The organism is Kitasatospora sp. NPDC053057 (assembly GCF_044546945.1).
GTDB lineage: Bacteria > Actinomycetota > Actinomycetes > Streptomycetales > Streptomycetaceae > Kitasatospora.
Genome location: NZ_JBITZP010000038.1, coordinates 1 through 24,840 on the forward strand (window position 1 = coordinate 1; position 24,840 = coordinate 24,840).

The 24,840-nt window shown below is 73.5% G+C and carries 19 protein-coding genes; 11 read left to right on the forward strand and 8 right to left on the reverse strand.

What is annotated here, in order from left to right; all coding sequences use genetic code 11:
- Positions 1-495 precede the first annotated feature (495 nt).
- Both ACIG5E_RS30380 and ptsP read left to right on the forward strand, forming a co-directional pair.
- A complete protein-coding gene (locus ACIG5E_RS30380) occupies positions 496-945 on the forward strand; it encodes a PTS glucose transporter subunit IIA (protein WP_396538790.1) in 450 nt (149 codons plus the stop codon).
- Positions 946-1,048: 103 nt separating this feature from the next.
- Entirely contained in the window at positions 1,049-2,719 is a 1,671-nt protein-coding gene (gene ptsP / locus ACIG5E_RS30385; RefSeq protein WP_396538792.1) for a phosphoenolpyruvate--protein phosphotransferase, read from the forward strand.
- Between the two features lie 75 nt (positions 2,720-2,794).
- On the opposite strand, the gene ACIG5E_RS30390 is transcribed toward ptsP, so the two are convergent.
- The 3 genes from ACIG5E_RS30390 to ACIG5E_RS30400 are packed head-to-tail and all read right to left on the reverse strand — an operon-like array spanning position 2,795 to position 6,473.
- Positions 2,795-4,897, reverse strand: coding sequence for an acetoacetate--CoA ligase (locus tag ACIG5E_RS30390; protein WP_396538794.1), 2,103 nt, complete (start codon positions 4,895-4,897; stop codon positions 2,795-2,797).
- Between the two features lie 45 nt (positions 4,898-4,942).
- Complete coding sequence (locus ACIG5E_RS30395) at positions 4,943-5,491, reverse strand: NUDIX domain-containing protein (RefSeq protein WP_396538796.1); 549 nt, start codon at positions 5,489-5,491, stop codon at positions 4,943-4,945.
- Positions 5,492-5,513: 22 nt separating this feature from the next.
- A complete protein-coding gene (locus ACIG5E_RS30400) occupies positions 5,514-6,473 on the reverse strand; it encodes an NUDIX hydrolase (RefSeq protein ID WP_396538798.1) in 960 nt (319 codons plus the stop codon).
- A 162-nt stretch (positions 6,474-6,635) separates the two neighbouring features.
- Here ACIG5E_RS30400 and mmuM point away from each other — a divergent pair, with 162 nt between their 5' ends.
- The 5 genes from mmuM to ACIG5E_RS30425 all read left to right on the forward strand — a co-directional run bounded on the left by mmuM (position 6,636) and on the right by ACIG5E_RS30425 (position 12,917).
- Positions 6,636-7,580 (forward strand): homocysteine S-methyltransferase, encoded by a 945-nt coding sequence (mmuM, locus tag ACIG5E_RS30405; protein ID WP_396538800.1) that lies wholly within the window; start codon positions 6,636-6,638, stop codon positions 7,578-7,580.
- Between the two features lie 147 nt (positions 7,581-7,727).
- The gene (locus ACIG5E_RS30410) at positions 7,728-8,492 is read left to right on the forward strand and encodes an IclR family transcriptional regulator (protein ID WP_396538802.1); all 765 of its coding nucleotides are present in this window, start codon (positions 7,728-7,730) and stop codon (positions 8,490-8,492) included.
- A 300-nt stretch (positions 8,493-8,792) separates the two neighbouring features.
- On the forward strand, positions 8,793-9,500 hold the full coding sequence (locus ACIG5E_RS30415) for an MIP/aquaporin family protein (RefSeq protein WP_396538804.1): 708 nt from the start codon (positions 8,793-8,795) through the stop codon (positions 9,498-9,500).
- A 126-nt stretch (positions 9,501-9,626) separates the two neighbouring features.
- Positions 9,627-11,147, forward strand: coding sequence for a glycerol kinase GlpK (gene glpK / locus ACIG5E_RS30420; protein ID WP_279092764.1), 1,521 nt, complete (start codon positions 9,627-9,629; stop codon positions 11,145-11,147).
- 174 nt (positions 11,148-11,321) lie between these two features.
- A complete protein-coding gene (locus ACIG5E_RS30425) occupies positions 11,322-12,917 on the forward strand; it encodes an FAD-dependent oxidoreductase (protein ID WP_396538806.1) in 1,596 nt (531 codons plus the stop codon).
- Positions 12,918-13,047: 130 nt separating this feature from the next.
- On the opposite strand, the gene ACIG5E_RS30430 is transcribed toward ACIG5E_RS30425, so the two are convergent.
- Positions 13,048-14,268: an amidohydrolase family protein gene (locus ACIG5E_RS30430; protein ID WP_396538808.1), complete on the reverse strand. Its 1,221-nt coding sequence runs from the start codon at positions 14,266-14,268 to the stop codon at positions 13,048-13,050.
- A gap of 151 nt (positions 14,269-14,419) precedes the next feature.
- Between ACIG5E_RS30430 and ACIG5E_RS30435 the strand changes: the two genes are divergently transcribed.
- Entirely contained in the window at positions 14,420-15,043 is a 624-nt protein-coding gene (locus ACIG5E_RS30435; RefSeq protein ID WP_396538810.1) for a TetR/AcrR family transcriptional regulator, read from the forward strand.
- A 70-nt stretch (positions 15,044-15,113) separates the two neighbouring features.
- On the opposite strand, the gene ACIG5E_RS30440 is transcribed toward ACIG5E_RS30435, so the two are convergent.
- Positions 15,114-16,511, reverse strand: coding sequence for a gluconate:H+ symporter (locus ACIG5E_RS30440; RefSeq protein ID WP_396538812.1), 1,398 nt, complete (start codon positions 16,509-16,511; stop codon positions 15,114-15,116).
- Positions 16,508-17,062, reverse strand: a complete 555-nt coding sequence (locus tag ACIG5E_RS30445; RefSeq protein ID WP_396538814.1) for a gluconokinase — start codon at positions 17,060-17,062, stop codon at positions 16,508-16,510. The genes ACIG5E_RS30440 and ACIG5E_RS30445 overlap by 4 nt, the downstream gene beginning before the upstream one ends.
- Positions 17,063-17,241: 179 nt before the next feature.
- Here ACIG5E_RS30445 and ACIG5E_RS30450 point away from each other — a divergent pair, with 179 nt between their 5' ends.
- From ACIG5E_RS30450 to ACIG5E_RS30460, 3 genes are all read left to right on the forward strand, one after another.
- Positions 17,242-17,937: a FadR/GntR family transcriptional regulator gene (locus ACIG5E_RS30450; protein ID WP_396538816.1), complete on the forward strand. Its 696-nt coding sequence runs from the start codon at positions 17,242-17,244 to the stop codon at positions 17,935-17,937.
- 158 nt (positions 17,938-18,095) lie between these two features.
- Positions 18,096-18,491, forward strand: coding sequence for a hypothetical protein (locus ACIG5E_RS30455; protein ID WP_396538818.1), 396 nt, complete (start codon positions 18,096-18,098; stop codon positions 18,489-18,491).
- Positions 18,492-18,559: 68 nt separating this feature from the next.
- A complete protein-coding gene (locus ACIG5E_RS30460; protein ID WP_396538820.1) occupies positions 18,560-19,474 on the forward strand; it encodes a hypothetical protein in 915 nt (304 codons plus the stop codon).
- Positions 19,475-19,482: 8 nt separating this feature from the next.
- Here ACIG5E_RS30460 and ACIG5E_RS30465 read toward each other — a convergent pair whose 3' ends face one another.
- Together ACIG5E_RS30465 and ACIG5E_RS30470 are read right to left on the reverse strand one after the other, a co-directional pair.
- Positions 19,483-20,238, reverse strand: a complete 756-nt coding sequence (locus tag ACIG5E_RS30465; protein ID WP_396538822.1) for a metallophosphoesterase — start codon at positions 20,236-20,238, stop codon at positions 19,483-19,485.
- A 19-nt stretch (positions 20,239-20,257) separates the two neighbouring features.
- On the reverse strand, positions 20,258-24,823 hold the full coding sequence (locus ACIG5E_RS30470) for a hypothetical protein (protein WP_396538824.1): 4,566 nt from the start codon (positions 24,821-24,823) through the stop codon (positions 20,258-20,260).
- Between the last annotated feature and the right edge of the window lie 17 nt (positions 24,824-24,840).

The following is a 24,840-nucleotide window of genomic DNA, read 5'->3' on the forward strand; positions in this document are numbered from 1 at the left end:
TTTTGGCACGCTGTTGAGTTCTCAAGGAACGGACGCTTCCTTCGGACCGCCTTCCAGCGGGCCCTCCGGGCGCTTCGTTCTTTCGTGTTTCCAGCCTACCAGATGTTTTCCGCTCCGTTTACCGGGGCTTTTCGCATCTGAAATCTGGTGTTAACCGCCGACTTGCGGCGACTCGACCCACCATAGCGGGTCGGCAGCCGCAGCGCGAATCGGGGCACGCCCTGGGTCACCCGGGCGGCGGCATGATTTGTTGCTCTCGCGAGCATATACAGCAATGGTCCTGATTCGCCAAGATGCCTGTAGAGTGCGGCGCATCGACTAAGAGGACTAGACCAGTCGTGAGTCGATGTGACGCCGATCGGTAGGCGGGCGGGGGCGTGGGTCTTCGCCCGGGAACGTCAGCAGATGTCCGAAGTTGACATGATTTAGGCTTCAGTTGATCGTGTGCCGCACCTCGCGGCCGCTCGCTGTATTGCGCACTTGGGAGGCACAACCATGACCACTGTGACGTCGCCGCTGACCGGCCAGGTCGTCGGGCTCGCCGGCGTGCCGGACCCGGTGTTCTCGGGCGCGATGGTCGGCCCGGGCACCGCGATCGACCCGGTTCGCGAGCCCACCGAGGCGGTCGCTCCGGTGGACGGCGTCGTGGTCTCCATGCACCCCCACGCCTTCGTCGTGGTGGACGCCGACGGGCACGGTGTGCTGACCCACCTGGGGATCGACACCGTTCAGCTGAACGGCGAGGGCTTCGAGCTGCTCGTCAGCAAGGGCGACACGGTGACCCGCGGTCAGGCCGTGATCCGGTGGGACCCGGCCGCCGTCGAGGCTGCGGGCAAGTCGCCGATCTCGCCGATCGTGGCGCTGGAGGCCGCTCCCGACTCGCTGGTCGACGTCCACGAGGACGGCGAGGTCCAGGCGGGCGACAAGCTGTTCAGCTGGAGCTGACCTCCCGACCACCGACGCACACCCGCCCCGCAGGAGTTGACGGGGCGACCCGGTACTCAGCGGTTCCCGGCGGGACCGCTCCTCTCAGCGGAGATACAGGTAGATGGAGAAGACACTGCGCGGCGTGGGTGTCAGCCACGGAGTCGCGATCGGCCAGGTGCGGCACATGGGCACGGCGGTCCTGGAGCCCCCGACCACCCGGATCCCGACCGAGGACGCCCCGCGTGAGCAGGCGCGCGCCCAGGCGGCGGTCGAGGCCGTCGCCGCGGACCTGATCGCGCGCGGCAACCTGGCGGGCGGCGAGGCGCAGGCGGTGCTGGAGGCCCAGGCGCTGATGGCGCAGGACCCGGAGCTGATGGCCGACGTGTCCCGCCGGATCGCCGTCGGCAGCAGTGCCGAGCGCGGTGTGTACGACGCCTTCGCCGCCTACCGTGCGCTGCTGGCCTCCGCCGGGGAGTACCTGGCCGGGCGGGTCGCCGACCTGGACGACGTGCGCAACCGCATCGTGGCCCGGCTGCTGGGCGTGCCGATGCCGGGGGTGCCGGACAGCGACGAGCCGTACGTGCTGTTCGCCCGGGACCTGGCGCCGGCCGACACCGCGCTGCTGGACCCGACCCTGGTGCTCGGCTTCGTGACCGAGGAGGGCGGGCCGACCAGCCACAGCGCCATCCTGGCGCGGGCGCTGGGCGTGCCGGCCGTCGTCGCGCTGCCGGGGGCGACGGACGTCGCCGAGGGCACCGTCGTCGCCGTGGACGGCAGCTCGGGCGATGTCCTGCTGGAGCCGTCGCAGGAGAAGCAGGAGGAGCTGCGGGCGATCGCCGCCGAGCGCAAGGCCGCGCTGGCCGCCTCCTCCGGTCCGGGGCAGACCTCGGATGGGCACCGGGTGCCGCTGCTGGCCAACGTCGGCGGCCCGGCGGACGTGCCGGCCGCGCTGGAGAACGGTGCGGAGGGCGTCGGCCTGTTCCGTACCGAGTTCCTGTTCCTGGACGACTCGGCGCAGGCTCCCGGCGAGGAGAAGCAGGTCGAGGCGTACCGCAAGGTACTGGAGGCCTTCCCGGAGGGCCGGGTCGTGGTCCGGGTGCTGGACGCGGGCGCGGACAAGCCGCTGGACTTCCTGACCCCGGCCGACGAGCCGAACCCGGCGCTGGGCGTGCGCGGTCTGCGCACCCTGCTTGAGCACCCCGAGGTGCTGCGCACCCAGCTGCAGGCGCTGGCCAAGGCCGCCGCGGGCCTGCCGGTGCACCTTGAGGTGATGGCCCCGATGGTGGCCGACCGCAAGGACGCCGGGGACTTCGCGGCCGCGTGCCGCAAGGCTGGGCTGGACGCCAAGTTCGGCGCCATGGTGGAGATCCCGTCGGCCGCGCTGCGGGCCCGGGCGATCCTGCAGGAGGTCGAGTTCCTGTCGCTGGGGACCAACGACCTGGCGCAGTACACCTTCGCGGCCGACCGTCAGGTCGGTGCGCTGGCCCGTCTGCAGGACCCGTGGCAGCCGGCGCTGCTGGACCTGATCGCCTCGGCCGCCGAGGCGGCGAAGGCGGCCGGCAAGAGCTGCGGCGTCTGCGGTGAGGCGGCCTCGGACCCGCTGCTGGCCGTGGTGCTGACCGGTCTGGGCGTCACCAGCCTCTCCATGGGCTCGGCCTCGATCCCCTACGTGCGGAGCATGCTGGCGAAGTACACGCTGGCGCAGTGCCGTCGGGCGGCCGAGGCGGCCCGGGCCGCGGACAGTGCCGAGGAGGCGCGGGCCGCGGCGCAGCAGGTGCTCTCCGGCGAGTAGGGACGTAGTAGGTAGCGGAAGGGGCGCCCCCACCGGTTCGGTTGGGGGCGCCCCTTCGGCGTTGCTCGGCGCCGGTCAGGCCTGGCGGTCGACCCGGAGCTGCTCGAAGAAGCGCAGGTGGTCGAGGTTGTCGACGGAGCCGGGGTTGACGGCCTGCTCCAGCGGGGTGCCGGAGAGGATGCGCTTGACCGGGACCTCGATGCGCTTGCCGGTGAGGGTGTGCGGGAGGCCGCGGACGGCGATCACCTCGTCGGGGACGTGGCGGGGGGAGAGTTCGGTGCGCAGCGAGGTGCGGATGCGGCCGATGACGTCCTGGTCGAGTTCGGCGCCGGGGGCGAGGACGACGAATAGCGGCATCCAGTAGCCGCCGTCGGGCTCCTCCAGGCCGATGACCAGGGATTCGGCGATCTCGGGGAGACGCTCGACCACCTCGTAGATGTCCGAGGAGCCCATCCGGACGCCCTGGCGGTTGAGGGTGGAGTCGGAGCGGCCGTGGATGACGACGGTGCCGCGGGAGGTGACGGTGATCCAGTCGCCGTGGCGCCAGATGCCCGGGTAGGTGTCGAAGTAGCTGTCGTGGTACCGGGTGCCCTCGGGGTCGTTCCAGAAACCGGTGGGCATGGACGGGATGGGCTTGGTGACGACGAGTTCGCCGACGGTGTCGGTGTGCGGGTGGCCCTGGACGTCCCAGGACTCGACGGCGGCGCCGAGGCACGGGGCTTGGATCTCGCCGAGGTACACCGGCAGGGTGGGGACGCCGCCGACGAAGCAGGAGCAGACGTCGGTGCCGCCGCTGACCGAGGCGAGCCAGACGTCCTGCTTGACCTCGTCGTAGACCCAGCGGAAGCCGTCGGGCGGGAGCGGGGAGCCGGTGGTGCCGATGCAGCGGACGGCGGAGAGGTCGAGGTCGCGGCCGGGGTGCAGCTCGGCCTTGCGGCTGGCGATGACGTAGGCGGCGGAGGTCCCGAGGACGGTGGCGCGGGTGCGGGCGGCGACCGACCACAGGGCGCCGGTGTCCGGGTGGCCGGGGCTGCCGTCGTAGGTGACGATCGTGGCCCCGACGAGGAGGCCGGCCAGCAGGAAGTTCCACATCATCCAGCCGGTGGAGGTGTACCAGAGGAAGCGGTCCTGGGGGCCGAGGTCGAAGTGGAGGCCGGCCTGCTTGAGGTGTTCGAGCAGGATGCCGCCCTGGCTCTGGACGATGGCCTTGGGCAGGCCGGTGGTGCCGGAGGAGTAGAGGACCCAGAGCGGGTGGTCGAAGGGGACGGGCTCGAAGACCGGTTCCACGTCGTCGGCGACGAGGTCGTCCCACTGGAGGGCGCCCTCGGGGGCGGGGGCGCCGAGCAGCGGGACGTGCACGACGGTGTGCAGGCTGGGGAGTTCGCGGCGCAGCTCGGCGACGACCTCGGTGCGGTCGTGGTCCTTGCCGCCGTAGTGGTAGCCGTCGATGGCGAACAGGACGGCGGGTTCGATCTGCTGGAGGCGGTCGAGGACGCTGCGGGCGCCGAAGTCGGGGGCGCAGCTGGTCCAGACCGCGCCGACGGCGGCGGTGGCGAGGAGGGCGACGGCGGCCTGCGGGACGTTGGGCAGGTAGGCGCTGACCCGGTCACCGGGGCCGATGCCGCGGGCGCGCAGGGCGGCGGCCAGCGAGCCGACCTGGCGGCGGAGCTCGGACCAGGTGAGGGCGGCCGGCTGCTCGGTGGTCTCGTCGAGGTGGAGGATCGCCGGGCGGTCGGCGTTCGCGGGGTCGTCGGCGGCGCGCAGGGCGTGCTCGGCGTAGTTGAGGCGGGCGCCGGGGAACCACCGGGCCCCGGGCATGGCCGGGTCGGCGAGGACGGCCTCGGGGGCCTCGGTGAAGCGGACGTCGAACCACTGGGTGACTGCTGTCCAGAAGCGGTCGAGGTCGGCGGTGGACCAGGCGTGCAGGTCGGCGTAGCGCTGGGCGGCCTGCTGGTCGTCGGCGGCCGGGGCCAGCGGGGCGGCCGGGGCGCCGTGGTGTTCGGCGGCCCAGGCCTGGAAGGCCACCAGGCTGGTGGCGGCGGCGCGAGCGGGGTTGGGGCGCCAGAGCGGCTGGTCCTGGGGTGGGGTGCTCACGGTGGTGGTCTCCCGGCCGTTGGTGGGGACGGGCGAGCTCGTGGCCAACCCGTCCGGTTGGGCTGTCGGTGCAGACCATGCCATGTGAGCGCCCGCTGCGCCAGGGTTGGCCGGCGTGAGTGCCGCTGGTCAGCGGGGGTTGAACTCTCCCTCGAACCAGCGGCGCAGGATGTCGTTGTGGAAGTCCCAGACGAGTGGGGTGTCGGCGGTGGCGAGGAGCCAGCCCTCGGTCTCGTCGGTGGGGCGCGAGGGCGGGAGCTCGGCGAGCGGGCGGGCGGGGAGGAGTCCGCAGAGCATGACGAAGCGGCCATTGGGGTCGGAGGCCATGTGGATCAGGCGGACGTCGGCGGCGTCGGCCAGGATGCCGGTCTCCTCGCCGAGTTCGCGCACGCAGGCCTGCTGCCAGCTCTCGCCGTAGTCCATGTAGCCGCCGGGGAAGGCGAGTTCGCCGTAGCCGGGTTCGATGGTGCGGCGGATGACGACCAGGGCCGGGTCGGCGTCGGGCCGGGTGACGGGGAGGACGGTGACCGCGACGGGCAGCGGGTTGCGGTAGCTGATCTCGGCGCAGCCGGGGCAGGTGCGCGGCCAGGCGTCGGCGCCGGGCGGGTACGCGGTGCCGCAGAAGTGGCAGTGGGAGAACGGCCGGTGGGTCGTTTGCATCGCTTCGTCGGTGGTCATGGCCGGATGGTAGCCCTCTCGCTCAGTGGGCCCGGTCGGCGGTGGGGGCCGTTCCGGCGGGCTCGGCCTCGGCGGGCTCCTCGCGGGCGGGGCGGAGTAGGGCGGGGTGGAGCAGGCGGGCGTCGCCGGCGTGGTAGGTGCGGGCTCGGGGGCCGCCGCGGGCGCCGCCGCGCTCGGTGGTGGAGCCGGTGCTCTCGACGAAGCCGGGGACGGAGAGGACCTTGCGGTGGAAGTTACCGGGGTGGAGCTTCTCGTCCCAGACGGCCTCGTAGACGGCGCGCAGGTCGGGGATGGTGAAGTCGTAGGGCAGGAAGGCGGTGGCGAGCGGGCTGTACTCCAGCTTGGCGCGCACCCGGTCGAGGCCGTCGGCGACGATGCGGGCGTGGTCGAAGGCCAGCGGGATCGGCCGCGGTGTGCCCGGGCGGGGACCGGTGTGCCCGTCGACGCCACCCCCGTGGGTGTCGGCGGGCACACCGGTGGCTTGGGCGCGGTCGGAGGACCGCGGGGCCAGATCGAGGTCGGCGACCGGGTGCCAGGCGGCGGCCGCCGCGTCCGTCCCGGCCTGCGGGTCGGGCAGGTCCGGGGCGAAGGCGAGGTAGGCGACGGAGACGACGTGCATCCGTGGGTCCCGCTCGGGGGCGCCGTAGGTGCCGAGCTGTTCGAGGTGCAGGCGGCAGAGTGCGGCCTCGGTCTCGGAGGCGCCCTGCAGGCCCGTCTCCTCGGCGAGCTCGCGGGCGGCGGCCTCGTCCAGGCCCTCCTCCCCCGCCCGCAGGAAGCCGCCGGGCAGCGCCCAGCAGCCCTGGTGGGGCGGGGCGCCGCGTTCGACCAGCAGCACGTGCAGGCGGCCGTGCCGCAGCGTCAGGGCCACGACGTCGACGGTGACGGCGATCGGGGTGTAGGCGCGCGGGTCGTACGCGGCGAGCCATTCCTGCTCGGCCGTGGGCCCGGCGGCGGGCTGGGGGGACGGTTCGTCCGCTGCCATCGCGGGCTCCTCTCCGCGCCCCGCTGGGGCACCTGGTGCTGTCGTTCTCGGGATGAGCACAACGTAACGACTTCGTTCCCCGGCGGCAAACGGTTTTCCGGGTCCGCGGGGGCCTCCGGCTTCTAGGCTGTGACCAGGAACGACCGCGCCGAGGAGGCCGCCATGCCCACTGCTCCCCCGCCGGACTTCGCCTCGGCTCTGGCGGCCGGTCCGCTCGTCCTGGACGGCGGGATGTCCAACCAGCTGGCCGCCGCGGGGCACGACCTGTCGGACGCGCTGTGGTCGGCGCGGCTGCTCGCGGACGACCCGGAGGCGGTGGTCGCGGCGCACCGGGCGTACTTCGCCGCCGGGGCCGAGGTCGCCATCACGGCGAGCTACCAGGCGAGCTTCGAGGGCTTCGCCCGGCGCGGGGTGGGGCACGCGGCGGCCGCGCGGCTGCTGGCGAGCAGCGTGGAGCTGGCCCGGGAGGCGGTGCGGGCCGAACCGGGCGGGCGGCGGCGCTGGGTGGCGGCCTCGGTGGGCCCGTACGGCGCGGTGCTGGCGGACGGTTCGGAGTACCGGGGCCGGTACGGGCTGAGCCACGCGGAGCTGGTGGCCTTCCACCGGCCGCGGCTGGAGGTGCTGGCGGCGGCCCGGCCGGACGTGCTGGCGCTGGAGACGGTGCCGGACGCGGACGAGGCCCGGGCGCTGCTGGAGCTGGTGCGCGGACTGGGGGTGCCGGCCTGGCTGTCGTACAGCGTGGCGCACGGACGGACCAGGGCCGGCCAGCCGCTGGCGGAGGCGTTCGCGCTGGCCGCGGAGGTGGACGAGGTGCTGGCGGTGGGCGTCAACTGCTGCACGCCGAAGGACGCGGACCTGGCGGTGGCGGTGGCCGCCGAGGTGACCGGGAAGCCGGTGGTGGTGTACCCGAACAGCGGGGAGCGGTGGGACCCGGACCGCCGGGACTGGCGCGGGGAGCCGACCTTCCGCTCGGCCCGGGTGGGCGGCTGGCTGGCGGACGGTGCCCGGCTGGTCGGCGGCTGCTGCCGGGTCGGTACCGACGGGATCGCCGCGCTGGCGGCCGAGGTGGCCGTGCGGCGCGGGGTGCTCAGCGGGGTGGAGGGGTAGGGCCGGCTGAGGGGCGCGGAAGGTTAACACCCGGCCGAGTACGGGTTACCGAGGGGGAAGGTGCACGGACGGACGAGCGCCTGGCAGACTCGTCCCGTCACCACTGCGGTCGACAATGTCGACCGCCTGTCAGCGCGGAGGTACCCCATGCCCGGCCCGATCCAGTCGCTCTCCCGGGCCGCCGCGATCATGCGCCTGCTGGCCGGCGGTGAGCGCCGCCTGGGCCTTTCCGAGGTGGCGACCGCCCTGGACCTGGCCAAGGGCACCGCGCACGGCATCCTGCGCACGCTGCAGCAGGAGGGGTTCGTCGAGCAGGACCCGGAGAGCGGCAAGTACCAGCTGGGCGCCGAGCTGCTGCGGCTCGGGCAGAGCTACCTGGACGTGCACGAGCTGCGGGCGCGGGCGCTGGTGTGGGCGGACGACCTGGCCCGGGCGGCCGGCGAGACCGTCTACCTGGGGGTGCTGCACCAGCAGGGCGTGCTGGTCGTGCACCACGTCTTCCGGCCGGACGACACCCGGCAGGTGCTGGAGGTCGGTTCGATGCAGCCGCTGCACAGCACCGCGATCGGCAAGGTGCTGGTGGCCTACGACCCGGTCGCGCGCGGGGAGTTGGGCGACGGGCCGTACGAGTCGTACACCCTGCGGACGTTGACCGAGGCGGCCGACCTGGACGCCGAGTGCGCGCTGATCCGGGAGCGCGGCTGGGCGGACTCGGTCGAGGAGACCTGGGAGGGCGTGGCCTCGATCGCCGCGCTGATCCAGGACCGCCGGCGCAACCCGGTGGGTGCGGTGTGCATCAACGGGCCGGTGGAACGGGTCTGCGAGGACGGCTTCGTGAAGCCCTCGCTGGTGGCCTCGGTGCGCAGCGCGGCGCGGGCGATCTCCCGCGATCTGGGCGCCGGGCGGTTCTGAGCACAGCGGTCGATTCGTCACGCTGAGGCGCGGACGGGCGGTGAGCCTGTCCGCGCCTTAGCGTTTTGTCCTGATTCGGGGCGCTCCGCTGGGTAACTTCGAGGGAGCCGCCGAGGGAAGGGTCACAGCTGCGTAACCCTGCCTTGACGTGGGGCCGACCTGGGGAGGAAGCTTCCGCATGACGGTCGACATTGTCGAACGATGGCCGGGAAGATCACTCCCCCAGCGCGCTCACCCGCACAGGGATCGACCGGCCGCCTGCCCCCACCCGCACCTCCGGGCCATGACAAGGGAGTCTTTGTGTCCGCGTTCTCCAACGGCGACGTCTTCGTCGGCGAAACCCTCGGCACCGCCGCCCTGATACTCCTCGGCGGTGGCGTCTGCGCCGCCGTGACCCTCAAGAAGTCGAAGGCCGTGAACGCCGGTTGGCTGGCGATCACCTTCGGCTGGGGCTTCGCGGTCCTCGTCGCGGCCTACATGACCGGCGCGAAGTCCGGCGCCCACCTCAACCCGGCTGTCACCATCGCGCTCGCGGTCAAGAGCGGCGACTGGAGCCAGGTGCCGCTCTACATCGGCTCCCAGCTGCTCGGCGCGATGATCGGCGCCACGCTGGTCTGGCTCACCTACCTCGGCCAGTTCCAGGCCAACAAGGAGCCCACCCTCGGCATCTTCTCGACCGGGCCCGAGATCCGGAACCCGATCCAGAACGTGATCACCGAGGTGATCGGCACTTTCGTGCTCTGCATGGCGATCCTCACCCTCAGCCCGAAGCTCGGCGCCGGCGGCACCGCGGTCGTCGCGATCGTCGTGGTCAGCATCGGCCTCTCGCTCGGTGGCCCGACCGGCTACGCCATCAACCCGGCCCGTGACCTCGGCCCGCGCATCGTGCACTCGCTGCTGCCGATCCCGAACAAGGGCGGCTCCGACTGGTCCTACGCCTGGGTCCCGGTCGTCGGCCCGATCCTGGGCGGCCTGGCGGCCGGCGGCGTCTACAACGCCCTCTTCTAAAGGCCACCCGGCAAGGGCACAGTCGAACCCGCCGAGCACGGGGACTGACCGGACGGGCGTCCACCGAACGTCCGTGTCAGGCCCACCCACCCCGTAACCCCCGAACTTGAGCCGAGGACCCTCCACATGACCTCCACTGGCAACTACATCGCCGCGATCGACCAGGGCACCACCTCCAGCCGCTGCATCATCTTCGGCGCCGACGGCCGGATCGTCGCCGTCGACCAGCAGGAGCACCGGCAGATCTTCCCCCAGCCCGGCTACGTCGAGCACGACGCCGCCGAGATCTGGACCCGGGTACAGTCGGTCGTCCGCGGCGCGCTGGAGAAGGCCGGCCTGACCAAGGACGACATCCGCGCGATCGGCATCACCAACCAGCGCGAGACCACCGTCCTGTGGGACAAGAACACCGGTGAGCCGGTGCACAACGCGCTGGTGTGGCAGGACACCCGCACCGAGGCGCTCTGCCGCGAGCTGGGCCGCAACGTCGGTCAGGACCGCTTCCGCCGCGAGACCGGCCTCCCGCTGGCCAGCTACTTCGCCGGCCCGAAGATCCGCTGGCTGCTGGACAACGTCGAGGGCCTGCGCGAGCGCGCCGAGGCCGGCGACATCCTGTTCGGCACCATGGACACCTGGGTGATCTGGAACCTCACCGGTGGTGTCGACGGCGGCAAGCACGTCACCGACGTGACCAACGCCAGCCGCACCATGCTGATGAACCTGAAGACGCTGGCCTGGGACGAGAGCATCGCCGAGTCGATGGGCGTGCCGATGGCCGTCCTGCCGGAGATCCGTTCCTCCGCCGAGGTGTACGGCGAGGCCGTCGGCGACCTGGCCGGCGTCCCGGTCGCCTCCGCGCTCGGCGACCAGCAGGCCGCGCTGTTCGGCCAGACCTGCTTCGACGAGGGCGAGGCCAAGTCCACCTACGGCACCGGCACCTTCCTGCTGCTGAACACCGGCGAGAAGATCGTCAACTCGTACCACGGCCTGCTGACCACGGTCGGCTACCGGATCGGCGACCAGGCCCCGGTGTACGCGCTGGAGGGCTCGATCGCCGTCACCGGCTCGCTCGTCCAGTGGCTGCGCGACCAGCTCGGCATCATCTCCACCGCCGCCGAGATCGAGACCCTCGCCAACACCGTCGAGGACAACGGCGGCGCCTACTTCGTCCCGGCCTTCTCCGGCCTGTTCGCCCCGTACTGGCGCTCCGACGCCCGCGGTGTGATCGCCGGTCTGACCCGGTACGTCACCAAGGGCCACCTGGCCCGGGCCGTCCTGGAGGCCACCGCCTGGCAGACCCGCGAGGTCGTCGACGCCATGCAGAAGGACTCCGGGGTCGAGCTCACCGCCCTCAAGGTCGACGGCGGCATGACCAGCAACAACCTGCTCATGCAGAACATCGCCGACGTCCTGGACGCCCCGGTCGAGCGCCCGTACGTGGCCGAGACCACCGCCCTCGGCGCCGCCTACGCGGCCGGACTCGCCGTCGGCTTCTGGAACGACCTCGACACCCTGCGGGCCAACTGGCACCGCGCCGCCGAGTGGACCCCGCGCATGGACGAGGCCACCCGGGAGCGCGAGTACAAGAAGTGGCTCAAGGCCGTGGAGCGCACCATGGGCTGGGTGGAGGAAGAAGAGAACAACTGACCGACAAGCCGGTCGGGGCCCCGTGCCCCGACCGGCCGCCCGCTGTTCCGGCAACGGGTGTCACCGCGTTTAACCGGCCCGCCGCACCGGGCCGACCGGCCTCTCCCGCAGGGGCCGCACCGCACACGAGAGGAGTAACGGCGCCGCCCGACCAGCGCGCCGTACACAACCACCATGGCAACCATCCCGACCCTGGGCGCCGAGCGCACCGCCGGCCGCACCGCCTCCCGCGCCGAGACCCGTGAACTGCTCGGCAAGGCCACCTACGACCTGCTGGTGATCGGGGGCGGCATCCTCGGCACGGCCGTCGCCTGGACCGCGTCCCAGGCCGGCCTGAAGGTCGCCATGGTCGACGCCGGCGACTTCGCCGGTGCCACCTCCAGCGCCTCGTCCAAGCTGGTCCACGGCGGTCTGCGCTACCTGCAGACCGGCGCGGTCAAGCTGGTCGCGGAGAACCACAAGGAGCGCCGCGCGCTCTCCACCGACGTGGCCCCGCACCTGGTCAACCCGCTGACCTTCTTCGTGCCGGTCTACAAGGGCGGCCCGCACGGCGCGGCCAAGCTCGGCGCCGGCGTGTTCCTGTACTCGGCGCTGTCCGCCTTCCGCGACGGCATGGGCCGGGTCTCCACCGCCGCCCACGCCGCCCAGCAGGTGCCCGCGCTGCGCACCGAGGGCCTGCGCTCGGTGGCCGTCTACGGCGACCACCAGATGAACGACTCGCGCGTCGCGGTGATGACCGTGCGCGCCGCCGTCGACGCCGGCGCCGTGGTGCTCAACCACGCCGAGGTCACCGGCCTGCGCTTCACCGGCGGCCGGGTCACCGGTGCCGAGCTGCGCGACCGCCTGGACGGCAGCGAGTTCGGCGTCAACGCCCGCCTGGTGCTGAACGCCACCGGCCCGTGGGTTGACCACCTGCGCAAGATGGAGGACGCCGGCGCCGCGCCGTCGATCCGCCTCTCCAAGGGCGCCCACGTCGTCGTCAAGCGCCGCTCGCCGTGGCGCGCCGCGCTGACCATCCCGATCGACAAGTACCGCGTCTCCTTCGCCATCCCGTGGGAGGACCACGTCCTGCTCGGCACCACCGACGAGGAGTACACCGGCGACCCGAAGGACGTCCGGGCCACCGACGCCGACATCGACCAGATCATGGGCGAGGCCGCGCACGCGATCCGCGACGAGCACCTCGACCGCGACCTGATCACCTACTCCTTCGCCGGTCTGCGCGTGCTGCCCGGCGGCCCGGGCGACACCGCCGCCGCCAAGCGCGAGACCGTCGTCACCGAGGGCCGCGGCGGCATGCTGTCGGTCTCCGGCGGCAAGTGGACCACCTACCGGCACATCGGCCGCACCGTGCTGGAGAAGCTGGCCCACGTGCCCGGCACCAGCCTCGGCGAGGACATGTCCCCGATCGCCCCGACCGTCCCGCTGCCGGGCGTCGGCGCGCCGAACGCGGTGGCGCACCGCCTGCTGATCGACCGCGAGCCGGGCTCGCGGATGGAGCCGCTGGTGGCCAAGCACCTGGCCAGCCACTACGGCACGCTCTCCTTCGAGATCGCCCGCCTGATCGACGAGAACCCGGAGCTCGGCCGGCCGATCCACGAGGACGGCCCGGACGTCTGGGCACAGGTCGCCTACGCGGCCGACAGCGAGTGGGCGTACACGGCGGACGACGTGCTGCGGCGCCGCACCACCATGACGGTGCGCGGGCTGGACACCCCGGAGATCCGGGACGAGGTCGAGGCCTTCCTCGCGAAGCGTGGAAACAAGTAGGCACAGCCTCGCGAAGCGTGGGAACAAGTAGGCACAGCCTCGCGAAGCGCGGGAACAAGTAAGCGCGAGTAACTGCCGTACGGCGGGCGGGCGTTCGGGGATCTCCCCGGGCGCCCGCCCGCCGTTTGCGTCAGATCGGCGTACCGGCCTTGACCACGTGCCTGAGGTGCTTCTCCGGGCGGGTCAGCACGGTGAGGTCGGCCAGCGGGTCGCCGTCCACGACGAGCAGGTCGGCGTGCGCGCCCGGGGCGAGGGTGCCGATCTCCCCCTCCAGTCCGAGCAGCCGGGCCGCCGTGGTGGTCGCCGAGCGGAGCACGTCGGCGGACGGCTGGACCTGTGCGCGCAGGGTGAACTCCTCCAGTTGGGCCGGATGCAGCGGGCCGAGCAGGTCGCTGCCGTAGACCAGGTTGACGCCCGCGCGGTGGGCGCGCTCCAGGGCCTCCAGGCCCCGGTCGCGGACCTCGGCGAGCTTGCCGACGGAGGCCGGCGGCAGGCCCGAGGCGGCGCCGAGCCGGGCGGTCTGCTCGTAGGCGACCAGGGTGGGGACCAGGAAGGCGTCCTTCTCCAACAGCAGCGCGACCGTCGTGTCGTCCAGCAGGTTCCCGTGCTCGACGCAGCGCACGCCGGCCCGCAGGGCGCGGTCGATCGCCCGCGGATGGTAGGCGTGCACGGTGACGTAGCGGTTGTGGTTCTCCGCCTCCTCGACGGCCGCCCGGATCTCCTCCTCGCTGTACTGGACGGCGGCGATCTCGTCGTGCGGGGAGGCGACGCCGCCGGAGAGCAGCACCTTGAGGTGCCGGGCGCCCTTGCGGAACTCGTCCCGGGCGGCGGCGCGCACCGCGTCCACGCCGTCGGCGATCCGTCCGAAGTTGGGGCGGGCCTCGCAGCAGGGCAGCGAGTCGTCGCCGAGCGGGCGCAGGTCGCCGTGGCCGCCGGTCTGGGAGAGCGCCTTGCCGCCGTGCAGCAGGCGGGGGCCGGGCACCAGGCCCTCGGCCAGGGCGCGGGCCATGCCGTGGTCGGCGCCGCCGACGTCGCGGACGGTGGTGAAGCCGCGGCGCAGCATACGCTCGGCCTCGGCGAGGGCTCGGACGGTGGCGTAGCCGGGCGTCCAGTCGGCCACGTCGCGCAGGTCGAGCGAGGTGACCAGCAGGTGGACGTGGGCGTCGATCAGGCCGGGCAGGACGGTGCCGCCCTGCGCGTCGACGACCCGGACCCCGTCGCCGGCGGCGGGCGGGCGGCCGGTGCCGGTGGCGGTGATCCGGCCGTCGGCGGCCTCCAGCCAGCCCGGGTCGGTGCGGGTGCCGTCCTCGGGGTGGAGCAGGTGGGCGTTGGTGATCAGCAGTCGGTTCATGCGCCCACCTCGCTGCGCTCGACGGGGGCATTCGCCCATGCGCGCCTCTTGCTGATTCGTTCGCTTCGCGCTCTCATGCCAGGTCCCCTCCGGTTCAGTACGGACCGTATTGAATACGGCTCGTACTGAATACACCATGTATCGTGCTGCTGTGAACCCACCCCCCACCGATCCCGCCGCGCCCCGGCCGCCCCGCCGCCGCGTCCACACCCGGGCCCGGCTGCTCGCCGCGGCGAGCGAGCTGTTCCTGACCGTCGGCTTCGCCCGGACGAGCATCGAGGACGTCTGCGCCGCCGCCGGGTACACCCGCGGGGCCTTCTACTCGAACTTCGGCAGCAAGGAGGACCTGCTGCTGGCACTCTTCGACGACCGGGCCGCCGAGCGGATGGCCGAGCTGGAGCGGCTCGCCGCCGCCTGCGAGGCGCTGGCGCCGCGGGAGCGGGCCCGGCTGCTGGTCGAGGCGCTGCTGCGGGTCGAGCCAGCGGAGAGCGGGTGGATCCTGCTGTTCCTGGAGTTCCGGCTGGTCGCGGCCCGGTCCGCGGCACTGGCCGAGCAGGTCGCCGCGCACGACCGAACGCTGGCGCGGGCGGCGGCGGACGTCCTGGAGCGGGCCCTGCCCGAGCTGGTGCCCGCGGGGGCGGACGCCCGTCAGGCCGCGGCGGTGATCCTGGCGGCGCGCGAGGGGCTGCTGGCCCGTACGGCCGCCGGCGGCGCGGTGGCCGAGGAGCTGATGGCGGCGACGACGGCGGTGCTGTCGGGCCTGCTGGGGCACTGACGCGAACGCCGAGGGGCGGCACCCGTACGGTCCGGGTGCCGCCCCTCGGCGGTGGTGCGCGCGGGGCGCGCTAGACGAGCACGCTCAGCGGCAGGATCAGCGCTATGGCGACGACCGAGATGATCGTCTCCATCACCGACCAGGACTTCAGCGTCTGCCCGACGCTCATCCCGAAGTACTCCTTCACCAGCCAGAAGCCGGCGTCGTTGACGTGCGAGAGGAACAGCGAACCGGCGCCGACCGCGAGCACCAGCAGGGCCGAGTGGGTCGAGGACATGTTCGCCGCGAGCGGGGAGACGATGCCGGCCGCGGTGATGGTGGCGACCGTCGCCGAGCCGGTGGCCAGGCGGATCAGCACCGCGATCAGCCAGCCCAGCAGCAGCGCCGAGATGTGCCACTGGCTGGACCAGTGGCTGACCATGTCGCCGACGCCCACGTCGATCAGGGTCTGCTTGAAGCCGCCGCCCGCGCCGACGATGAACACGATGCCCGCGATCGGGCCGAGCGCCTTGCCGACGGTGTCGGAGATCCGCGCCTTGTCGAAGCCGGCCGCCTTGCCGAGGGTCAGCATGCCGAGCAGGGTCGCGGCGAGCAGGGCGATCAGCGGGGAGCCGACGAAGTCGAGCACCCGCTGGACCATCGCCTTCGGGTCGTCGATCACGACGTCCGCCAGGGCCTTGCCGAGCATCAGCACGACCGGCAGCAGGATCGTCGCCAGGACCGCGCCGAAGGACGGCGTGCGCTCGCGCTCGACCGTCTCCTCGGGGGTGACGGCGGTCGGGATCTCCAGCGGGCCCACCCAGCGCTCGGCCACCCGAGAGAACAGCGGACCGGCGATGATCAGGGTCGGGACGGCGACCAGCAGGCCCAGCGCCAGGGTGATGCCGAGGTCGGCCTTCAGCGCGTCGATCGCGACCAGCGGGCCCGGATGCGGGGGGACCAGGCCGTGCAGCACCGACAGGCCAGCCAGCGCCGGGATGCCGACCCGCATCAGCGGGACGTTGCCGCGCCGGGCGACCAGCAGCACGATCGGGATCAGCAGGACGACGCCGACCTCGAAGAACAGCGGCAGGCCGAGCAGGGCGGCGATCAACGCCATCGCCCAGGGCAGCGCCTTGCTGCCGGTCCGGGACAGCACGGTGTCCGCGATGATGTTGGCGCCGCCGGAGTCGGCGAGCAGCTTGCCGAGCATCGCGCCCAGGCCGATCAGCAGGCCGACGCTGGTGACGGTGGCGCCGAAGCCGGCGGAGAAGCTGTTCAGCAGCTTGTCGAAGGGGGCGCCCGCGACGACGGCCAGCAGTCCGGAGCCGAGCGTGAGGGCGAGGAAGGGGTGCAGCTTCAGCCGGGTGATCAGCAGGATGATCACACCGATGCTGAGCAGCACCGCGATCAGCAGCTGGGTGTTGCTGCCGGTGTGCGGCAGGGCCGGTGGGGCGGCCGCCAGCACGAGGGTGGAGGCAATACTCACGCGAGGTCTCCATTGACGGGCCGCAGCAGCGCCACGGCCATCTCGACGAGTTCTTCGGGGGACGGACCCACGTCCAGCACGGCGCCGTTCTCGTCCGCACCCAGGGGCTCCAAGGTGGCGTACTGGGAGTCGAGCAACGACGTCGGCATGAAGTGGCCGGTGCGGTGGGAGAGCCGGTCCCCGACCAGCTCGTGGCCACCGCTGAGGTGCAGGAAGAAGGCATCCGGGGCGTCCGCGCGCAGGATGTCGCGGTAGCCGTGCTTCAGCGCCGAGCAGGTGACCACGCCCCCGGTGCCGGCCTCGGTGCGCGCCTTGAGCCAGGCGCCGATGGCGCGCAGCCAGGGCTCACGGTCCTGGTCGTCCAGCGGGATGCCGGCGGACATCTTGGCGATGTTGGCCGGCGGGTGGAACTCGTCCGCCTCCGCGAAGGGGAGATCGAGGCGGTCGGCCAGGAGGCGGGCCAGGGTGGTCTTGCCGACACCGGAGACGCCCATCACCACGACGGTGAGGGGGGCGTCCGGGAGGGCGCGGTTCTCGACGTTGAGAGCCATGGGTGGTGCTCCTTCGTTGCAGGCCGCCACTATCGCTTCAAAGATATGACGTATTCAAGTGGGGGAAACCAAATCGTCATACTTTTACTTCCCCCCGGGGAGCTGAGCGCGGGCGGGGTGGGTGGGGTAGGACGGAGGGCGACATGGGGGTTCGGGCGGGTGGCGTCTACGCTGGGCGGATGGAGATCCAGGGGCTGCCCGGTCGGGTGCTTGACGAGCTCGGTCCGGCGATCGCGTCGGGGGAGATCCCCGAGGGCGCGGTGCTGCGCGGGGAGGAGCTGGAGCAGCGGTTCGGGGTGTCCCGGACGGTCGTCCGGGAGGCGGTGCGCGTCCTGGAGGGGATGCGCCTGGTGGCGTCCCGGCGGCGGGTCGGGATCACCGTCCAGCCGAAGTCGCTCTGGGACGTCTTCGACCCGATGGTGATCCGCTGGCGCCTGGCCGGCGCCGACCGGCCCGCCCAGCTACGCTCGCTCGGCTCGCTGCGGGTGGCCGTCGAACCGGCCGCGGCCGCGCTCGCCGCCACCCACGCCACCGACGATGACCGGCGCGAACTCAGCTTGCTGGCCGTGGAGTTGACGGTCTCCGCACGGGAAGCCGACCTCACCACCTTCCTCGGGCACGACATCGCCTTCCACGCGCTGGTGCTGCGCGCCTCCGGGAACGAGATGTTCGCCCACCTCGGGGACACCGTGGGGGCGGTGCTCACCGGCCGGACCGAGTACCATCTGATGCCCCATCAGCCGGAACCGTACGCGATCAGGCTGCACCGGGAGGTCGCCGACGCGATCTGCGGGGGCGACGCCGTCCACGCGGAGCAGGCGATGCGGACGATCGTCACGGGCGCCCTGGAGGAGCTCAACCTGCAGTTGGGCTGAGCTCCTGCCGCCGCCTGCCCGGATGACACTGGTTTGGCGGCAGTTCGGTGGATTCGGACGCGTAGTCCGGGTTGGGCGGGGCAGAGTGAGGCAAGGGGGCGCGTTTCGCGTGCGCCCGTTCCATGTCCGCCACCGGATTCGCGCCTGGGGGTCGCCCGATGTCCCTGCCACGCCGCCGTCGCCGCCTGCCCGACGAGGTGCGCTCCGCCGCAGTCCGGGCGGTGCTCTGCCTGGCCTTCACGCTGGTGGGCGTGGTGGTCGCGACCCTGGCCTCGTACGCGGGCAGTTGGCTGATGACGCCCGCTCTGCTGGCGATGGGGCTCGGGGTGTTCGGCACGATGTGGTGCCTGCTGGAGATCCTGATCTCCCGCCAGGTCGCCGCCCAGCGGATGCGCGGGCCCAACTCCGCGTACCCGATGGCGGGCAGCCGGGCCGCCCCCGAGCCGCTGGCCGCCCGGCCGCTCCCCCGGCCCGGCGGCGCACCGCAACAGCCGTACCAGCAGCGCCAGTCGTACGGGCCCGGGCAGCCCCGGCGCGGGGTGCCGACGCGCTAGCCGCACACCTTCCCAGGGCCACCCGGGCGGCCGGTCGAACGTCGGCGCGCTCCCCTAGAGTCGAGCGCATGAAGTTCTTCCGTTCCAAGAGGCAGACCCAGTACGACCCCGATCTCACCGCCCTGACGGTCGACCAGGCCGATTACCTGCGCGAGTTGGTGCGCCGCCACCACGCCGACCGCGGTGTGCAGGTGACGGTGTCCGGGCAGACCCTCCAGCAGGCCGAGGGCACCAGCAACCTGTACAACCTCGCCGAGTTCTGCCGTCGCGCCGATCAGAGCGACTGGCCCGGGCTCGTCGAGCGGCACTTCCGCTCCCTCGCCGGCGCCGCCGGGACGACCCCGGGCGACGCCGACGACGTCCTCCGCTGCGCCTACCTACGGCTGATCGCCGACGACGCGATCCCGGCCGGGATGATGCACGGGTTCAGCTACCTCCGGCCGGTCGCCACCGGCCTGATGGAGGCGCTCTCGCTGGACCTGCCGGAGACCGTCCGTACGCTGGACGACAAGTTCGTCGCCCATATCGGGCTGGAACGACTGCGGGCCGCCGGGCGGGCGAACCTGATCGCCGACCCCGTCGAGTACGACGTCCTCCAGGGCCCCACCGAGGGCTCGACCCTGTACGCCGTGCACGGCGACTCGATGTTCGTCGCCAGCAAGGCCCTGGTGCTGGACGACCTGGCCCGCGCGGTGACCGGGCGCGAACTCCCCGAGGAAGGCGCCCTGTTCGCCGTGCCCAGCCGGGGCCACCTGCTCTTCCACCCGCTGGCCGAGCCGCAGGTCGCGGGGGCCGTCAACGACCTGGCGGCGATGGCCCTGCGCATCCACCAGGAGAACCCGGGGCCGCTGTCGCCCCGGCTCTACTGGTGGCGCAAGGGCTCGGTGACCAACCTGACCCGGATCGACGACGCCGAGCACTCCTTCTCCATCGTTGCGCCCGAGGAACTGATGTCCGTCATGCGGCGGTTGGCGGGGCGCTAGGGAGCGTCCTAGGGAACCACCCGGTAGTGGGTGGTGAGCCGGCCGCCGTCCAGGACGTGGAAGGCGAGCATCGGCGGGTGGTCGAAGACGATGCCCTTTCCCCCCTCGCAGGGCAGCGTGATGGTGGACACCACCCCGGGCGCGACCAGCACCGGCAGGCCGGCGAAGGTGGTCGCGGCGGAGGTGTGGGAGTGGCCGCAGAGCAGCGCCGCCACCCGGGGGTGGCGGCGCAGCACCTGCGCCAGCCGCTCCTCGCCGAACTGGCGGATCCCGTCGACGAACGGGATGTGCAGCTCGACGGGTGGGTGGTGGAAGGCCACCAGGGCGGGCAACTCCTGGCGGCCCGAGGCCAGTTGGGTGTCCAGCCAGTCCAGGGTGGCATCGTCCAGCAGGCCGTCGTGCTGCTCGGGTATCGAGGAGTCGAGCATCAGCACGTCGGCGCCGGCCAGCCGGTGCAGCCGGTTGACCGGGTCCGTCGCGGGCTCCTCGCCGAGCAGCACCTGCCGGTACGGCGCCCGGCTGTCGTGGTTGCCGGGGCAGATGAGCACCGGGTGCCGCGAGCTCAGCACCTCGGCGACCTGCCGGTACTCCTCGGGCAGGCCGTGGTCGGCGAGGTCGCCGGTGACCAGCACCGCGTCGAGCGGGCCGGGCAGCGCGTCGAGGTACGCCATCACCTGCTCGGCCCGCCGCCGGGCCCGCTTGCCCGCGTCCCGGCGGTGGACCTGGCCGAGGTGGATGTCACTGAGGTGCGCGATCGTCAGCATGGTGATCACGCTAGTCAGTTCACGGCTGGGCGGGAACCTCCGCGGGGCGCTTGAACATCCGGGTGGCGGTGATCTCGCCGTGGATGGTCGGGCCGTCCGGGTCCTGCGGGGCGGGCAGGCCGGGGCGCAGGTGCTCCTCCACCGAGATGTACTTGAGGCCGGCCCGCAGGTCGGCGTCGTTGCGCAGCCGGATCACCAGCGGGAACTCGGCGAGCGCGGTGGTGTCGAACAGGCCGGTGGTGTAGATGAGCTGGACGCCGAGCGCGTCCGCCACGGCGCGCTGGAGCTCCAGCAGGTAGGTGGCGTTGGCGCGGCCGATCGGGTTGTCGAGGAACAGCGTGCCCGCGTGGCGCAGTTGGGACTGGCCGCGGTCGTTGGCGCGCAGCGCGGCCATCGTGCAGTAGAGCGCGATGGCGGCAGTGAGCAGCTGGCCGCCGGAGAAGACGTCGGACATCTGGCCGACGCCGACCCGCTCAGCGCGCAGCACCGCGTCCGGCTTGAGGATCTCGACGCTGACGCCCTTGGGGCCGATCGCGGCGGCGACGCCGCGCAGCAGCAGGGACATGCCGTCTCGGCGCAGGTCGCTGTTCTTCCGGACGGCGGCGCGGGTGGCCTCGTCGATGACCTCGCCGAGGCGTTCGACCAGGGTGGCGTGGTCCGGGTCCTCGAAGCGGATCCGCAGGAACTCCTGGCCGGACCACTCCCCCAGGCCCTCGGGCAGCCGGGACAGCCGCTGGGCGGCGCGCAGGGTGGTGAGCGAGGACTCGACCAGGCCGCGCAGCCGGTCGACGATCGAGCCGCGGTTGCGCTCCAGTTGGGCGAGCTCGTCGGTGAGCACCCGCAGCCGGGGCGCGAAGGCGGCGGCCCAGGCGGCGGCGTGCTCGGGCAGGGCGGAGGCGGGCAGTTCGCGGATCTGCTGGCGGGCGGGGGTGCGGACGGCCTCGTAGCGGGCGGTGTTGGCGTGCCGGACCAGCGCGTCCGAGGCGTCACGGACGGCGAGTTCGGCGGAGGACAGCTCGCCGGCGGCCGTCCGCAGGCCGCGGCGGGCGTCGGTGGAGGCGTTGCGGGCCTCGGGCAGCGAGCCCAGGTAGGGCTCGACCGGCTGGCCCTCGTCCTCCTGCTGCTCGCGCAGGCCGTCGCGCAGCTGGCCGGCCAGCTCGTCGAAGTCGGCGGCGGCGGCCTGGGCGGTGTCGAAGGTGCGCTGGAGGTCGGCGTGCGCGGTGCGGGCGGCGTCCACGGCCTCCCGGCACTCGGCGAGCCGGCTGCTGGCGGTGCGCAGCAGGGTCTGGGCGTGTTCGGGGTCGGTGGGGACGAGTTCCTCGGGCAGTTCGGTGTGCGCCTCGCCGTCGGCGGGGGCGGAGCGCTCGGCCTCGCCGCGCAGGCGGCCGAGCTGCTCGCTGGCGGCGGCCGAGCGGGCCTCGATGGTGGCGACCAGCTCCTCGGCGCGGGCGGCGGCGGCCTGGCGGGCCGGACCGTCGGCGCCGTCGGGGCTGCCGAGGAGTTCCTCGGCGCGGGTGCGGACCTTGTTGGTGAGGCGGTCGAGTTCGGCCGCGGCGGCGGCCTCGTCGCCCTCGGCGCGGGCCTGTTCGGCGCGCAGGTCGGCGCCGACGCCGACCTTCTCGTACAGCTGGGAGGCGGCCCGGTAGGCCTCGCGCAGTGCGGGCAGCGCGGCGGGGGCGGTCTGCTCGGCGGGTTCGTCGGCCTGCTCGGCGGCGGGGATCTCGGCGCGTTCGGCGCGCAGGGCGCGCACCGTGCGGCGGGCGTCGTCGGCGGCGCGCTGGGCGGCGCGGCGGTCCTCGTCGCAGGTGCGGGCGCGTTCGGCGCAGACGGCCTGGCGGCGGTCGCACTCGGCCGCGTCCTCGGCGAGTTCGCGCTGGCGGCGGGCCCAGTTGGCGCGCTCGCGCAGCCGGAAGGCGAGGCCGGAGAGGGCGTCGGCGCGGCGGCGGGCGCGCTGGGCGGCCTCGCGGTGCTCCTCGTGGGCGGAGGCGGCGGCCGCGTGGTCGGTCTCGGCCTCGTCGTGGTCGGCGCGCAGGGTGGCCAGGGCCGCGGCGGCCTGCTCGGCGTGCTCGCGGGCGGCCTCGGCGGCGGCGGCGAGTTCGGCGAGGGTGCCGGGCGGGCAGCTGGCGTGCCAGGAGGCGAGGCGGGCGGCGAGGGCGCGGTCGGCGCCGAGGCGGCCGGCGAGTTCGCGGATGTGCTCCTCGCGGGCGGCGGCGCGGGCGCGCAGTTCGCGGCGCTCGCCGTCGGCGGCGGACTCGTCGTGCATGGCCGGGTTCGGCGGCACCAGGAAGAAGGCCGGCTCGTCGGTGATCGGGGCGATCAGCGAGGCGGCGGCGCCGACGGCCACGGTGGAGCGCGGCAGCAGGGCGGCGGCCTGCAGGGCCTCGCGGGCGCGCTCCAGCGAGGACGGGTCGGTGACGACCACGCCGTCGACCAGTTCGGGGCGGGCGGCGAGGATCGCCTCGTGGTCGGCCGGGTCGACGGACTGCGCGAGGTAGCGCCAGCCGGGCAGGGCGGGGATGCCGTGCTCGGCGAGGTACTCGACGGTGGCCAGCACGTCGGGGCCGGGCGGCAGCAGGCCGCCGTCGCCGAGCGCGGCGAGGATGCGGGAGTCGTCGGCGGCGGCCGTCCGGAGGTCGAACAGGGTGCGTTCGGCGGTGGCGATGGCCTCGTCGAGGAGTTCGCGCAGGTACTCGGCGTTGCGGTCGAGCACGGTGGGGGTGAGGAAGCCGGCGTCCTCCTCGGCGTCTTCCTGGTAGGGGGTGAGGGAGAGCAGGTCGGCGAGGCGCTGCTCGGTGGCGAGCAGGGCGGCGGTGCGCTGCTCGGCGGCCAGCGACTGCGCGGCGGCCTTGCGGGCGTCGCCGGCCCGTTCGGCGGCGAGTTCGGCGCGGGAGGTGGCGGCGGAGGCCTCGCGCAGCCGGGCGGCGCAGGCCTCGGCGGCGGTACGGGCCTGGACGAGGGCCGCCGCGGCGGCTTTTTCGACGTCGGCGGCGTGCAGCGCGGCCCGGGCCGGGTCGACGTCGCCGTCGGCGTCGATGAAGCCGGCCTCGACCGCGGCCTCGGTCTCCTGCTCGACCTCGGCGAGGCGCTGGCGCAGGTGTTCGGCCTCGCTGCGGGCCTTCTGGGCGGCGGTGGCGGCCTCGGTGGCGGCGGACTGGGCCTTGCCGCCGTCCTCCTGGAGCTCGCTCGCGCGCTGCTCCTCGGTGTCGGCGCGGGCTTCGGCGGCCGCGGCGGCGGCCTCCAGGGCGCGGGCGAGCGCGGTGGCGGCGCGGGCGCGGGCGGCGAGCGCGGGGGCGGCGTCCAGCTCGGCCTCGCGGATGGCGGCGGCGACCCGGGCGACCCGGTCGGCGGCGGCGCGCTGGCGCAGCACGGCCTCGGCGGCCTGCCAGGCGGAGTGCAGGGTGCGGGCGTCGATGAGTTCGCGGCGCAGCGCGGCGGCCTCGGCGGTGGCCGCGGCGAGGCTCAACGTGGCGTGCCGGTGGGTGAGTTCGTCGGCGATCAGGCTGTGCCGGGTGCGGTCGGACTCGGCGGCGGTGACGGCGCTCGCGGCGGCGGCGACCTCGATGGCGAGGTCCTGGGCGCGGTCGCGTTCGGCGGCGGCACGGGAGGTGAGGGCGTGGGCGAGGCGGCGGGCGCGGCGCTCGGCGGTGCGGTGGGCCTCGCGGACGGTCTCGCGGGCGGTGGTGGCCTCGACGATGCGTTCCAGCAGGTCGAGCGAGCCGGCGGTGAAGTCGCGCTCGGCGGTGAGTTCGGCGCGCAGGCCGAGCTTGGCGGCGAAGCCGTGCACCAGGTCGGCCAGGCCGTCGGTGTCCCGGGTGTCGGTGACGGCGCGCAGCAGCAGGTCGGTGAAGTCCTTGTCCTGCTTGACCGCGAAGAGGCCGGCCGCCTCGCCCTCGTCGGCGTTCATCTCGCGCTGGTAGCGGAAGAGTTCGGGGTCGAGGCCGAGTTCGCCGAGGTGTTCGGTCCAGCGGTCGTGGCCGTCCTCGAAGACCAGGTCGAGGTGGGGGTGGGCCTTGCCGGCCTCGGTGAGGGCGTCGCGGAAGCCCTTCATGGTGCGTCGGCGGCCGCGGGCCTTCTGGTCGCCGGCCAGGCTGACCCGTTCGGCGACCGGCAGCGAGTCGAGGGTGAGGCCGGGGCCGGGGCGGAAGGAGTACCAGGTCTCGGCGAACTTGCGCGGGTCGGAGGAGACTTGGCGGCCGCGCCATTCGCTGACCTTGCCGACCACGATCAGCTCGCCGGTGACGGTGTGCTGCCACTCCAGGGCGACGTGTCCGCAGTCGTCGGCGAGCAGGAACTTGCGCAGCACGCCGGAGCTGGCGCCGCCGAGGGTGTTGCGGTGGCCGGGGAGCATCACCGAGAAGATCAGCTTGAGCAGGACGGACTTGCCGCCGCCGTTCTCCAGGAAGAGCACGCCGGCCGGGGCGGGGCGGCGGACCGGGCCGTCGGCTTCCTCGCCGAACAGGCCGATCTGCTGCGGGGCCGGGTCGGCGACAGGCTCGCCGACGCCGCGCAGGTCGAGCACCGTGTCGGCGTAGCGGGCGCCGGCCGGTCCGATCGAGTAGAGGCGGACCCGGTTGAGCTCGTACATGTGCGGCGGTTCTCCGT